13 protein-coding genes are annotated in these 13,614 nt (G+C 36.7%); 2 read left to right on the plus strand and 11 right to left on the minus strand.

From position 1 onward, the window contains the following. Positions 1-27: 27 nt before the first annotated feature. The 4 genes from AA0017_RS12135 to nfsA all read right to left on the minus strand — a co-directional run bounded on the left by AA0017_RS12135 (position 28) and on the right by nfsA (position 3,943). Positions 28-771 (minus strand): glycerophosphodiester phosphodiesterase, encoded by a 744-nt coding sequence (locus AA0017_RS12135; protein ID WP_413374668.1) that lies wholly within the window; start codon positions 769-771, stop codon positions 28-30. A gap of 21 nt (positions 772-792) precedes the next feature. After that, positions 793-1,419: a fumarylacetoacetate hydrolase family protein gene (locus AA0017_RS12140; protein WP_413374670.1), complete on the minus strand. Its 627-nt coding sequence runs from the start codon at positions 1,417-1,419 to the stop codon at positions 793-795. Between the two features lie 358 nt (positions 1,420-1,777). Next, entirely contained in the window at positions 1,778-2,965 is a 1,188-nt protein-coding gene (locus AA0017_RS12145) for a pyridoxal phosphate-dependent aminotransferase (RefSeq protein WP_413374671.1), read from the minus strand. Between the two features lie 234 nt (positions 2,966-3,199). Then, positions 3,200-3,943: an oxygen-insensitive NADPH nitroreductase gene (nfsA, locus tag AA0017_RS12150; RefSeq protein WP_413374673.1), complete on the minus strand. Its 744-nt coding sequence runs from the start codon at positions 3,941-3,943 to the stop codon at positions 3,200-3,202. Between the two features lie 206 nt (positions 3,944-4,149). On the opposite strand from nfsA, the gene AA0017_RS12155 reads away from it, so the two are divergent. Next, positions 4,150-5,364 (plus strand): DUF418 domain-containing protein, encoded by a 1,215-nt coding sequence (locus tag AA0017_RS12155; protein ID WP_413374675.1) that lies wholly within the window; start codon positions 4,150-4,152, stop codon positions 5,362-5,364. Between the two features lie 17 nt (positions 5,365-5,381). On the opposite strand, the gene AA0017_RS12160 is transcribed toward AA0017_RS12155, so the two are convergent. The 4 genes from AA0017_RS12160 to AA0017_RS12175 all read right to left on the minus strand — a co-directional run bounded on the left by AA0017_RS12160 (position 5,382) and on the right by AA0017_RS12175 (position 8,158). Next, on the minus strand, positions 5,382-6,224 hold the full coding sequence (locus AA0017_RS12160; protein WP_413374677.1) for an AraC family transcriptional regulator: 843 nt from the start codon (positions 6,222-6,224) through the stop codon (positions 5,382-5,384). Between the two features lie 410 nt (positions 6,225-6,634). Next, positions 6,635-7,498: a ComEC/Rec2 family competence protein gene (locus tag AA0017_RS12165; protein ID WP_413374679.1), complete on the minus strand. Its 864-nt coding sequence runs from the start codon at positions 7,496-7,498 to the stop codon at positions 6,635-6,637. A gap of 204 nt (positions 7,499-7,702) precedes the next feature. Further along, positions 7,703-7,828, minus strand: a complete 126-nt coding sequence (locus AA0017_RS12170) for a hypothetical protein (RefSeq protein ID WP_413374681.1) — start codon at positions 7,826-7,828, stop codon at positions 7,703-7,705. 96 nt (positions 7,829-7,924) lie between these two features. Next, on the minus strand, positions 7,925-8,158 hold the full coding sequence (locus AA0017_RS12175; protein WP_413374683.1) for a hypothetical protein: 234 nt from the start codon (positions 8,156-8,158) through the stop codon (positions 7,925-7,927). A gap of 264 nt (positions 8,159-8,422) precedes the next feature. On the opposite strand from AA0017_RS12175, the gene AA0017_RS12180 reads away from it, so the two are divergent. Next, positions 8,423-9,247, plus strand: a complete 825-nt coding sequence (locus AA0017_RS12180) for a lytic polysaccharide monooxygenase (protein ID WP_413374685.1) — start codon at positions 8,423-8,425, stop codon at positions 9,245-9,247. A 233-nt stretch (positions 9,248-9,480) separates the two neighbouring features. Here AA0017_RS12180 and yhbH read toward each other — a convergent pair whose 3' ends face one another. The 3 genes from yhbH to AA0017_RS12195 form a co-directional block, all read right to left on the minus strand. Continuing rightward, positions 9,481-10,653 (minus strand): sporulation protein YhbH, encoded by a 1,173-nt coding sequence (gene yhbH, locus AA0017_RS12185; RefSeq protein WP_413374687.1) that lies wholly within the window; start codon positions 10,651-10,653, stop codon positions 9,481-9,483. Positions 10,654-10,984: 331 nt separating this feature from the next. After that, positions 10,985-11,518, minus strand: a complete 534-nt coding sequence (lepB, locus tag AA0017_RS12190; protein WP_413374689.1) for a signal peptidase I — start codon at positions 11,516-11,518, stop codon at positions 10,985-10,987. 190 nt (positions 11,519-11,708) lie between these two features. Beyond that, a complete protein-coding gene (locus tag AA0017_RS12195; protein ID WP_413374691.1) occupies positions 11,709-13,604 on the minus strand; it encodes a PrkA family serine protein kinase in 1,896 nt (631 codons plus the stop codon). Positions 13,605-13,614 lie beyond the last annotated feature (10 nt).

Below are 13,614 nucleotides of genomic sequence, written 5' to 3' on the forward strand. Positions count from 1 at the left end.
CTCTTCTTCTCCTTATATTCACGTTCATTACTTTCCCTTTTTTAAAGATTCTCTCACCTTAACAGCTAAGTCTGGTTTATCTGTAAAAAGTCCTGCAACTCCCCAGCTCATAAACTTCTTTAAATCTTCTTCACGATTGACGGTGAAAGGCCTGATTAAAAATTCCGAGCGGATAAGTTTTTTCGCTTCTTCTTCAAGTAAGGTGGGATTATAAAAATGATACCCTTCGACACCAACCGTCGTTGCATAGTGCTCTGGTCCAAAAATAGCGGCCATCGCAATCACTGCTGATTCTATTTCTGGTGCCCTGTTTTTTAACATCTTCATCCCACGATGATCAAAAGACGAAAAAATAACTCGCTCCTCTAAAGAATAAGTTCTTACCAAAGTAAGTACTTTTTCAATTAACTGTTCACGGTCTTCTACTAACCCCTTTAATTCAATGTTTATTTTTAACGATAACGGCTTTACCCACTTAAAAAACTCTTCTAATGTAGGCACTCGCTCTTGTTCAAATTTATCGGAAAACCAAGCTCCTGCAGATAATGTTTGAATCTCAAAAGAGGATGTTTGACGCACAAACCCTTTCCCATTTGTTGTACGATCCAATTTTAAATCATGCATAATCACTAGCACATCATCTTTTGTTAACTGAACATCTAACTCAAGTCCATCTATATCTAAATCTGCCGCGGCTTTAAAGGCACTCATCGTATTCTCTGGATAACGACTTGAAAAACCACGATGTGCAAATATTTCATTATAGATCATTTATCCACTGCTCCTTCTTAATCATCTTCTTTTAGCGTTAAAAGCTCCTACCTCTTTCTCATCCCAAAATAAAACAAAGTGATCATCATGCTCTACCGGTCCGACTCCTTCAGGTGTACCGGTATAAATGATATCGCCTTTTCCGAGGCCAAAAGTGTCGGCACATTCATCAATAATAGCTTGGAAATCAAAAACCATATCTTTAATCGTTCCCTCTTGAACTATATTCCCATTTTTCAATAATGAAAAACTTCTTTTTTGACAATCGTCCACACCTTTAAACGACCAAAATTCTGTAATAATCGCTGAGTTTGGAAACCCTTTTGCTCTTAGCCAAGGATGTCCTTTTTTCTTTAGAGTTGTTTGTAAATGGCGTAGAGTTAAGTCAACCCCCAAAGCCATTTTATCAACAACATCCTCCACTTTATCACCTTTTTTTACATCTTTATTAATATGTAATACAATCTCTAATTCATGGTGAATTTCCTCTCCATCATATAGATACAAATAACTTTCACCGTTCGCTAAAGCGAGAGCATGTGTTGGTTTAGAAAAAAGCAGTGGCTCTGTTGGTACTTCATTTCCAAGCTCCTTAGCATGATTAACATAATTTCGACCGATACAATAAATATTTTGAATTGAATTCATATCCATCCCCCTTTTTAACTTTACCAAACATTAACCTTTTCTGAAATAGACTCACTTATAATTTAATTTTATTGCACAAAGAGGCCGAGACAAAAGAATTTTTACTAATGAGAAATCCGAACTTAATGGTCGTTTAACCTATAACATTCGCTCCGGAAATAGACCCGCATTCCACGAGTGGCTAGTGAGCCTATTCGTGCTTATGAACTGTGTGGGGTCTTATTTTGCCTTTGGAGCCTCCTCACGACAAGTTGCTGCAGGGTCTCCCGTATTTCACTAGTCCTGTAGGATTCTCCGGGCATTTCGCTCGCTCCGCTTTGGTTAAAAAAAACAGTTGCAGCCATAATTTGTCATCTAATTATACGTTTTGTGTATGAAAAACATTCAGTTCAGCAATTCGATTCATTGCTTCAATTAAAGTAGCTTCATCTGTTAGTAAGCCAATTCGAATATATCCCTCTCCTGCTTCCCCAAAACCAACACCTGGAGCGACGACTACATGAGCTTTCTCTAACAGAAGATCAGCAAATTCCTCAGATGTAAATCCTTCAGGAACTTTAAACCAGGCAAAAAATGAACCTTTTGGGGCCTTCACTTGCCATCCCATCTCCTTCGCCTTCGATACTAGAACATCTCGACGATTCTCATACATCGTCACAAGCTCTTCTACCGAAGATTGATCAGAAAGCAATGCATGGGCTGCCGCCTGCTGAATACCTCCAAACAAACTACAATAATAATGATCCTGCAACAACTCAATTGCTTCAATCACACTTGGATTACCAATCGCAAAACCGACTCTCCAACCTGCCATATTATACGTTTTGGACAAGGTCATCATTTCGATCCCAACTTCTTTAGCACCAGGAACTTGCAAAAAACTTAATGGCTTTTGACCATCATAGCCGATTGCCCCATATGCAAAATCATGGACAACACAAACATCATTCTCATCAGCAAGCTCTATTACTTGTTGAAATAACTCTTCAGTTGCGGTTGCTCCAGTTGGGTTGTTAGGATAGTTTAAGAACATCAACTTTGCTTTTTCCCAATCTCCTTCACTTAACTCTTGAAAATCAGGGTGAAAATCGAGCTCTTCTTTTAATTTAATTGTCTTCATTTTAGCACCAGCTAAAGCCACACCTGACCAATAATCAGGGTAACCAGGATCAGGAACAAGTACCATATCTCCCTCGTTTAAAAAGCATTGGCTTATTTCAACGAGGCCTGTTTTAGTTCCATTTAATATAGCCACTTCTGTAGAAGGATCTATTTCGATTCCGTACTCCCTCATATAGTAATCAGCAACCGCTTCCTTTAAAAAAGCGAACCCGTCAAATGGCGAATATTTATGATATAGTGGATTTTCGGCAGCAACTTTTAACTCCTCAATAATATGTTGTGGTGTCGGTTGATCTGGGTTACCTTGACCAAGGTTAATCACATCATCATGATGCTTTTTAATCTCCACTACTTTTTTCACAAGTTTAGCAAAAAACTGATTCGGTAACCGCTCAAGTGCATCTGACTTTCTAAATGTTCTCATAACTTAAACTCAACCTTTCCCTCATAAATTTCTATATCTCTTTGCCAAAAAAGACCCCTGTCTCAAACATGAGGTCTTTAGTGAGTATGTAGAACCGAATCATTCATCACATGGTTTAGACATCTCTCAATATGTGGGACGCCCTTTTACCATCGTATGACGTGGCCAGCATGGCATTTATTTTAAATACTTGGAAAAATCTTAACGAGGTTTCCCTTGTTTGTCAAGCTGTCTTTAACCTTTTAAAAACCCTTGTTTCTTTAAATACTCGCCAACTTGAGGTCGATTCACTTTCGCAAAATGAGTGGCCATTTGTTTTGACCACGGGTCTGTTTTCTGGCCATTTGTCCGCTCACGATAATACTGCTCTGTAATCGTATCATAGGTACGTAAACCCTCTTCAACTTTTTCTAAATCATATTGGTCATAAAAAACAACCGCTTCTTTTGGCAATCTAGGTTTTTGGTCTGGCAATTGGTCAGGGTAACCAATACATAATCCCATGACTGGAAATGTATACTCTGGTAATTGGAGCACTTTGGCTACTTCCTCTGATTGATTACGGATACCACCTATCATCACTCCTCCAAGACCGTAAGCACGACTGGCTAATAAAAGGTTTTCGGCAACAAGAGCAGCATCCACACTTCCAACCATCACTTGCTCAATTTCTCCAACTTCAAATGGCTCGTTATGTAACTCACTCACTCTTTTTAAACGATAATAATCAGCAACAATGACAAAAAAGACAGGGCATTCTGCCACATATTTTTGGTTGCCGGATAGCTTAGCTAAGTTTTCTTTTTTTTCTTGGTCACGAATAACCAAAAGGCTATAAGCCTGAACATTATGTGAAGTCGGAGCCCTTCTTGCCGATTCGATTACATTTTCCAACACATCATCCGAAACCTCCTCATTCGTAAATTTCCGAATGGAACGATGGCTTTGGATCAATTCATTAAATTCATTATGAGACATCACTTATAACCCCTTTATATTTCAACTAAGCTTTATTTTACCGAAAATTCTAACTCAAAACAAAAATTCTGCCTTGATTCCCCCTACATTATTTTTATCGTCATGAATCTTCATAAAAAATGGTTGTGCTTCAATTCATAATCCAGTACGATATGTGAGTATGTTAAATTTGAATAATTTGTAAAAATAACATTTATGGAGGGTATATGAAAACATCACCACTTTCACCGCTTGAAGGCGGTCGAATCTTTCAATTGGATATGATGAGAGGTTTGGCGATTTTGGGCATTTTATTAGTTAATATTATGAATTTCCAGTATGGTTTATTGCTCCAACCTGAAATTCATCAATTTTATCCACTTGGTGCGATTGACCGTTTAACAGAAGGATTTTTATATTTATTTGTCAAAACAAGTTTTTACACGTTATTTTCGTTCCTTTTCGGTTATGGTATGGTGCTTTTGCAGGAAAGAACCGAGCTTAAAGGAACTAACTTTACTGGTATGTATTGGCGTCGAGCCTTGCTTTTACTCGTGTTAGGAATTTTACATCGCACTTATATTTGGGAAGGCGATATTTTATTCACTTATGCTTTAACTTCCTTTGTTTTCTTTTTCTTTCTATACTTTAAAGGAAAAGGATTGCTTATTTCTGCCCTCATTTTCTTAGGAATTATGGGACTAAGCGTACTTGGGGCGAATATTGATGATACAGCTGCTTCTGAGTATCAAGATGCCATTATTTACGAATATTCCGTCGCCGAAAAAGAAGTATTAGAAAATGGTAGCTATGTAGATGTTCTCCAATTTCGATTCACGGCAGATATAACAGGATTCGGGTTATTCGGTGATATAATTCTTGAAATTACTACTATCTTAACTGTTATCGGTATGTTCTTGCTTGGGGCATATGTCGCTAGGAAGCAATGGCTACTACAAGTACAAGAAAAAAAATCATTTTTTAAGAAGATTTGGTTCGTTACACTCATTATCGGTTTTGGAGCAAAACTTCCCTATGTTCTGTCAACTTCGTATTTTTCTGAAGCCTTAATGACCTACATCGGTGGACCATTCACGGCTATTTTTTATGCAACTTCAATTGTATTACTTGCCTCTACCGAAAAAGGGAAAAAGTTATTAACCCCACTTACATATGTGGGCAGGCTTTCTCTCACAAATTACTTATTACAATCTGTCGTCTTTACTACTTTGTTTTATGGATATGGGGTAGGGTTATTTGGACAACTCGGCTTTTTTGTTGGAACCTTAATAGCGATCGTATTTTTTATCGTCCAAATATTCATTAGCAAACTATGGTTAACGTACTTTATTATTGGTCCTGTTGAATGGTTTTGGCGAGCAGGCACATATTTTATCATTCCAAAGTTTAAAAAAGAGCATAAAAAAAACCTCAGCTCTTAACAGAGCTTGAGGTTTTTTTATACACCAGCCGAAACTTTATGAAGATTCCGATATTTTTTCGGGGTAATTCCTTCTTTCCTTCTAAAAGTTGCGACAAAATGACTCACATCTTTAAAGCCCACTTTTTTTGTTATCTCTTTCAAGGAATAGCCTTCCTCACTGATGAGCAATCGTTTTGACTCACGAATCCTTAACTGAATTAAATATGAATAAGGGCTCATTCCGAATGATTCTCTAAAAAGCAAATTTAGATATTGAGAACTCATCTTTGCATGGCGAGCCATATCAGGCAAGCGAATATCCTCACCAAGTTTTTGTTCAAGCCAAGATACAACCGGTTTTATTTTTTCATATGATTGCGATAAGGAAGGGTGGTTATTCATTTGACCAAACTTTTTAATCATAATTAAAAAATGATACAAGTCTTTTGAATAATCAAGCTGTAAAAATGTTTCCTCTTCTTCTACCGCCTCAATCATTCGAAAAATAATTTCTTGGAATGACCCTTCATCCGTTTCCATATAAGCCGCCGTTCGATTAATTTGCAAGGCATTTAAAATGGAGTCTGCAGCACTTCCACCAAAGGTCATACAAATTGTTGACCAATTATTGCTTTTAGGATAATACTTATGCGGTGTATGCGGAAAAAGTAAAACCCCTTTTCCTTTTGTTAAGTTCATTTCTTCATTATTAAAGCTAATTTTCCCTTCCCCATCAACGGTTTGAATCCAATGATAATATGGATATCCGTTGGGTCTATTCATCTCACATTCATTCGGATTATATCCAATACTTTCAATGAACAAAGGTAGAAATGATTCAGATGTTGAAAAAGAATATCGCCTTTTCGTTTCCATCATAGTATGCAGCCTCCCTAAATAAACAGTCACTCTCTATCTAGTTTAAAATTCATTAAAAGTAAATTGACCATTTTATCTAATATATTGTCATTCGATTGTTCATAACCTATATGACTAATGAACTAGAATACAATAAAACCCTTTTGTCTCTCTATTATAAAGCGCTTTCATTTACATTTATATATAATAAAATTCTAATCCATATAATTATTTGAATATAGATAACTAAAAATACTCATATTGTCTCAGTATGACTAAAAGAAAAAAACGATTTTATCTAGATCACTTAACAACTCATTATTTAACAAAACCATTTCCTACCTTTCGAATACACTCTTTTCATATGACCTTTTTTATAAAAGAAATATTCCATAAGGCACTTCAACCTTACAGAATATCTCAAGTTCTAACTATTCATAGTATAGATCAAACGTTTCCCCATCTGTATAAATAGTGATCGTTCCATGTTCGGCTGTTCCATATAAATCAATCCCTAGCTCATCAAATAAATCAACAACCTCCCAATGCGGGTGACCATAAGAATTATCCGATTCTGCTGAATAAATCGCGACCTCTGGAGATACAGCCTCGACAAAGCGACGGGAATTAGAAGTAGACGAACCATGATGCCCTACTTTATAAATATCCGACTTTAAGTTTAAGTCACTTTCCAGCATACGTTCTTCACTTCTTTGTTCAGCATCACCAGTTAATAAAAAAGTAACCTCTCCATACGTAATCCTAGTACTTATAGAATCATTATTTAAATGACCAGTTAGTTCATACGGATGAAGAATTTCAATTAAAAAGTCTCCTTGTTCATAAACTTCTCCAGCCCTTGGTTCAACAACCGGTGTTTCCGTCTCAATTAAAGCATCTAACAATCGTTCAAATGTTCTAGTTGTCGCTTCATTCCCATCAATCCAAACTTCATCTGGTGAAAATTGATAAATCACCTGATCGGCATTGCCAATATGGTCTGCATGTGGGTGCGTTAAAATTAATAAGTCAATTTTTTCAATTCCTAAATGCTCTAATTGATGAAAGAGTACATCAGAATCATGTCTACCAGTATCCATCAAAATAGTCGTCTTTTCACTTTGTATTAAAGTACTATCTCCTTGTCCTACGTCCAAAAAGGAGACAACCGCTTCCCCTTCTACTATAGGTGCACTTGGAGTTTCCTCGATAAATATCCAAGCCTCAATCTCCTCCAGCGAACAGGCTGATAAAAATACAACAAAAACCATCGCCATTAAAAACTTTCTTAACAAACCTAACATCCTCTCTCATAGCTGTTCGTTTTATCCGACAAATAAGTATGCTGAATTTTTTTATAAGTGTCAAGATACAAAGTCACGACAGAGAGTATTTGTCACGTTAGACTGTTAAGAAACATTCACTCGGCTCTATAACGGCCCTCGTTTGTCATAATTGCACGCTCGTAAAACTTAAACTTGTTAATCATTTATCCCTTTTTATTTAATAATTTTTTCTTTAATTAAATAAGACTTAACGATTTCTCTTTCTATTCTCCCGAGAGACTTTTGATATTTTTTTTCAAAATGCTTAATCAAAAGCTCTACTCTTTTATCGCTTTTCATCTCTTCCTCCTAATTGCAACAACCTAAAAGGTTACTTCCCCAAATCCCTCAAAATGAAACTTACATGAACAACTCTATTAAAAACCGACCACTTTTCTATTTAATCTGTTCTAGTTTAGAGCCGGCCTGTTTTAAAATAAGCTCTGCCGCCAAAATATTGTTTAATTTAAACATTCTCTTCTGTTTACGGTAAAAACAATAGCCGATTAAATGAGTATCATTCATTTTATGGACAGCAATAGTTCTTTGGCTAAACTGCTGATTTTGATTCATATAGATGATGCTAACTAACAGTGATTCATTGATTGCTCTTTTGAACATTCGTTGCATATGATCACCTCAGTCTGTCTTTTCTTATTATATTATACGCGAACAAACGTTCTTTATTCAATCTTTTTTTTCTTTTTCTCAGAACCCTTACTAATTGGTACTACAAATCAACTAGAGACAAAGTCGGTATTTAAGCAGTTGTTATCTGTTAGGTAACAAATAATTACTGAAAATTAACCATTTTAAATATTCATAATTTTCTATACAATCATTATAACGATAGATTGTTATAACCTATCGAACTAATTTATGTAGGAGGTATTTATGTTAAAAGTTTTGAGAAGAAAAAGTTCAAAGGTTGCCGGTATGGCCATCGCAGCAGTTGCTTTGTTTTCGTTTGCTGGTGCTGATGCGGCTTCAGCACATGGTTACATTGAGGAACCGAAGGCACGTGGATTGTTATGTCAGGAAGGAGCCAATCAAGATTGTGGAGGAGTTGTATGGGAACCACAAAGTTTAGAAGGTCCTAAAGGCTTCCCAGGTCAAAGTGTTGCAGATGGAGAAATTGCTTCTGCTGGTGGCGTATTTCCACAACTGGATCAACAATCACCTAATCGTTGGGCAAAGGTTGATCTGAACTCTGGTCGAAATACGATTAACTGGCATTTAACGGCCAGGCACTCAACGTCAAAATGGCATTACTATATTACTAAACCAGATTGGAACCCAAACCTTCCATTAACACGTGACCAATTTGAGCTTGTTCCATTTTATGAAGTATATGATGGCGGTGCCCGTCCAAACCAAAAAGTAAGTCATGATGTAACCATTCCTGAGCGCACAGGCTACCATGTTATTTTAGGTGTATGGGATGTAGCTGATACTGCAAACGCTTTCTATAACGTGATTGACGTGAACTTTGGTGGAGGAACAAACCCAGATCCTGATCCAGGTGAGCCAGATCCCGATCCGGACCCAGGACAACCAGATCCAGAAGAACCTGAATTACCAGATTTACCAACTTGGGATCCAGGGACAGCTTATACAGGTGGAAGTCAAGTCATTTATAATGGAAACGTCTATCAAGCAAGATGGTGGACATTAGGTGAAAATCCTGAAACTTCCTCTTATGTTTGGGAACAGCTTTAACATACTTAATCATGAAAATGCCCCCCTTAATTATAGTAGAGATGGTCTAATCAACCATCTCTCTTTTAATCGTTATTGCGGATATAAACTATTGGGAATTCGCACCCTAATCCCCTCAAACTCGCCAATTTCATTATTAATCACAATGTATTCCACTCTACTAGGCTAACTTAATAACGCAAAAAATCGATGAGAAGCAGCAGTTTCTCATCGATCTGTTCTTCCGCTTTTAATTAAACAAACGATCCTTGATCTTCTTTTTTAAAGAACGTCTTCATTGCATGATACACATCGCCTTTTTCCTTAAGAATATGATGACGGAAACGCTTGTCGTCGATACTCCGATAAGAGCTCATTAGCGTACTGTGACGAGAATATTGATTGACTTCTCCATAACCAAACATACTGGAAACGTCCATCAGCTGATTCACAAGCTTTAAACAGCGGGCATTATCAGATGTTAAATTATCACCATCAGAAAAATGAAAAGGATAAATATTATAACGACTCGGATCGTATTTCTCATCAATAACTTCTAATGCTTTCCGGTAAGCTGACGAACAAATCGTTCCTCCGCTTTCTCCTTTTGAGAAAAAGTCCTCCTCTGTAACAATTTTAGCTTCCGTATGATGGGCGATAAATTCAATATCAACTGTTTCGTATTTTGAACGTAGAAAACGAGTCATCCAGAAGAAAAAGCTTCTCGCCATATACTTTTCCCAGCGTCCCATCGAACCACTTGTATCCATCATCGCAAGTACGACGGCCTTTGATTCTGGTCGTGTCACTTCTGTCCAAGTTTTGAAACGCAGATCATCATTATTAATAGGTACAATACCTGGTCGTCCTTCTAATGAATTCCGTTTAATTGCTGAAAGGATTGTTCTTCTTTTATCAATGTTGCCCATTAACCCTTTTTTACGTATGTCATGAAAGGCAACGTCTTCCACTACAAAATCGGCATCTTCTTTCTTTTGCAAATTTGGAAGCTCAAGCTCTTTAAATAACATTTCTTGTAATTCCATAATCGATACTTCCGCTTCAAAATAATCCTCACCTGCTTGATCACCGGCACCTTGACCTTTCCCTGGTCCTTTTTGCGCTTGACCATTCGGATCCCGTGCCACAACATCTCCGACTTTGCTCTTACCATTTCCTTGACCAACATGTTTATTCTTATCATAATTATAGCGAATTTTATATTCATCTAGTGACCGAATAGGAATACGAATGACGTCTTTTCCATTGGACATAACGATGTTTTCTTCACTAACAAGGTCTGGTAAGTTTTTCTGAATGGCTTCCTGAACCTTCTCTTGGTGTCTACGTTGATCTTGATAGCCTTTACGATGGAGGGTCCAGTTCTCCTGAGACACGACAAAATTGTGGTTATTCCCTTTTTTCAATATGTTTCCCTCCCATTTATTTTTACTGCTATATAAAATCTGCCTAATCAATCATTCACATGATGTTATTCATTCTTTTTCACACATTTCCCAACATCTGCATATACTATCTCGAATTCGTTATAGCTAGATAAAAGTAACCTTTTTAAAAGGCTTACTCTATCCTATGCAAACAAGAAGTTTAGTTGCCAATAAATTCTGACAAATCGTCATTGGACAAGCCAATTATTCGCTAAATCCTCCATTTGCCTTCATGTTTCCTACTTCCAAAATCATAAAAAACCCAATTTAGTATAGCAACATTGGGTTTATGACACACATATTCAAATTATCATTTCATAATTCCTACTTCAGTAATAGGCCAAAAACGCAAATCGACTTTTCCAACGATTTCATCCTGACTAATCGGACCAAGTCGACGACTGTCTGTACTATTCGGTCGATTATCACCTAAAACAAAGACATGATTTTCAGGGATCAGACCATGATAATAAAAGTCTTGAGTATAATAAGGACCGTATTCTTTTTTTCTGTCCTTTAAAAATGGCTCTTCTATTGGCAAACCATCAATATATAAAACATCATCCAAATACATAATCGTCTCACCAGGTAAACCGATCACTCGCTTAATATAATCATCCTCTTCGTTTGCATGAAAAACAATCATATCGAATCGTTTTGGCTTTAAAAATTCATAGCCTACTTTATTCACTATAAAACGTTCCCCATCATAGGCAGTAGGCATCATTGATTCTCCACTCACTTCATAACTAGCAAATAGAAAAGTACGAATAATAATCGCCAATAATAATGCTAATAAAATCGCCTTTAAACCTTCAATCCAATGGTCTTGTTCGGAATACATCTCGTTCTCCTTTACTTTAACCTACTTCTATAATTTAACATTTTGAAGGTAATAGAACAAGGCAAATCGACCTTACTAATTTCATATTTTACTATTAAAGAAATCTTAATCTAGAATTATCTTCCAAAGCGAAAACAACCTTCGTCTGAACGAGAACGTTCAAATGAAGGTTGTTTCCTGTTATTACCTTTTAACGATTAAGCAAACTTCCGACATAACGTAATAATTCATTGGCTGAAACAGAATTATAACCGTGTTCATCAATTAACCGTGCGATGACCTCATTAATTTTCTTAAGCTGTGATTCGTCAGGTGTTTTCGTTGATGTTGTAATTTTGACAATATCTTTTAAATCGGCGAATAACTTTTTCTGAATTGCTTCACGTAGCCGTTCATGAGAATTATAATCAAATTTTTTCCCTTTTCTTGCATAGGCAGATATCCGAATTAAGATTTCTTCACGGAAGGCTTTCTTCGCGTTTTCAGAAATACCAATTTGTTCTTCAATGGAACGCATCAACTTCTCATCGGGAGTCATTTCTTCCCCAGTTAGCGGGTCACGTAATTTATTTTTATTACAATATGCCTCCACATTGTCTAAATAGTTATCCATTAACGTCACTGCAGATTCATCATAAGAATAGACAAACGCTTTTTGAACTTCACTTTTAGCAAGGGCATCATATTCTTTTCTTGCAGTCGAGATAAAATCACGGTAGCGCTCACGGTCCTCTTTTGAAATCGACGCGTGTTGATCAAGTCCTTCTTTAATGGAACGAAGCACATCTAAAGCATTTATCGATGTTAATTGCTTACGTATAATCGCTGAAGAAATTCGATTAATAACATATCGAGGGTCAATTCCACTCATTCCCTCATCAGGATACTCTTCCTTTAATTCCTGTAAATCTTGAAGATTAAAGCCTTCTACATTTTCACCGTCATATAATCTCATCTTCTTTACTAAATCAATGCCTTGCTTTTTTGGCTCCTTCAATCTCGTTAATATCGTAAAAATTGCCGCTACCCTTAACGCATGTGGAGCAATGTGAACATGTGCTAAATCACTATCTTCAATCATTTTTTTATAAATTCGTTCTTCCTCTGTAACCCGTAAATTATAAGGAACTTTCATCACAATAATACGCGAGTGCAGGGCTTCATTTTTTTTATTCGAAATAAATGACTTATATTCAGATTCATTCGTATGGGCCACAATTAATTCATCCGCACTAATTAAAGCAAATCGACCCGCTTTAAAATTACCTTCCTGTGTTAATGAAAGCAAGTGCCATAAGAATTTTTCATCACATTTTAACATCTCTTGAAATTCCATCATCCCGCGATTCGCTTTATTTAGTTCCCCGTCAAATCTGTATGCACGTGGGTCCGATTCAGAGCCATATTCAGCAATCGTTGAAAAATCAATACTCCCTGTTAAATCGGCAATATCTTGGGACTTTGGATCAGATGGACTAAACGTACCAATTCCTGTTCGTTTATCTTCAGAGAAAAAGATTCGTTCGACCAATACGTCCTCAATTCGCCCACCATATTCTTCTTCTAATCTCATCATATTTAATGGTGATAAATTCCCTTCAATTTTAATGTCGTATTCCTCTTGAAAATCTTTCCTTAAATGCTGTGGAACAAGATGAAGTGGGTCTTCATGCATAGGGCAACCTTTAATCGCAAAAACCGCTCCACTATCTGTTCGAGAATATTTTTCTAAGCCTCTTTTCAACATCGTGACAAGAGTCGATTTCCCTCCACTAACAGGCCCCATTAATAATAAAATCCGCTTTCGTACGTCTAATCGTTTAGCGGCAGAGTGAAAATATTCCTCCACTAATCGTTCAATTGACTCTTCTAAGCCATAAATCTGATCTTTAAAAAATAAATATTCCTTCTTTCCATCAACCTCTTCTACGCCAGCGTCCTTTATCATGTGATAGACACGTGAATGTGCAGTTTGAGCCACCCCTGGCTTTTCCTTGAGCAATTGCAAATAATCAGCAAATGTCCCTTCCCACTTCAAACGCTCTTCTTCTTCTCGGTATTTTTCAATCTTTTTTAATATCTCCATTTCACGTACC

This window comes from Alkalihalobacillus phoenicis, assembly GCF_047302405.1.
Lineage (GTDB): Bacteria > Bacillota > Bacilli > Bacillales > Bacillaceae_D > Alkalihalobacillus.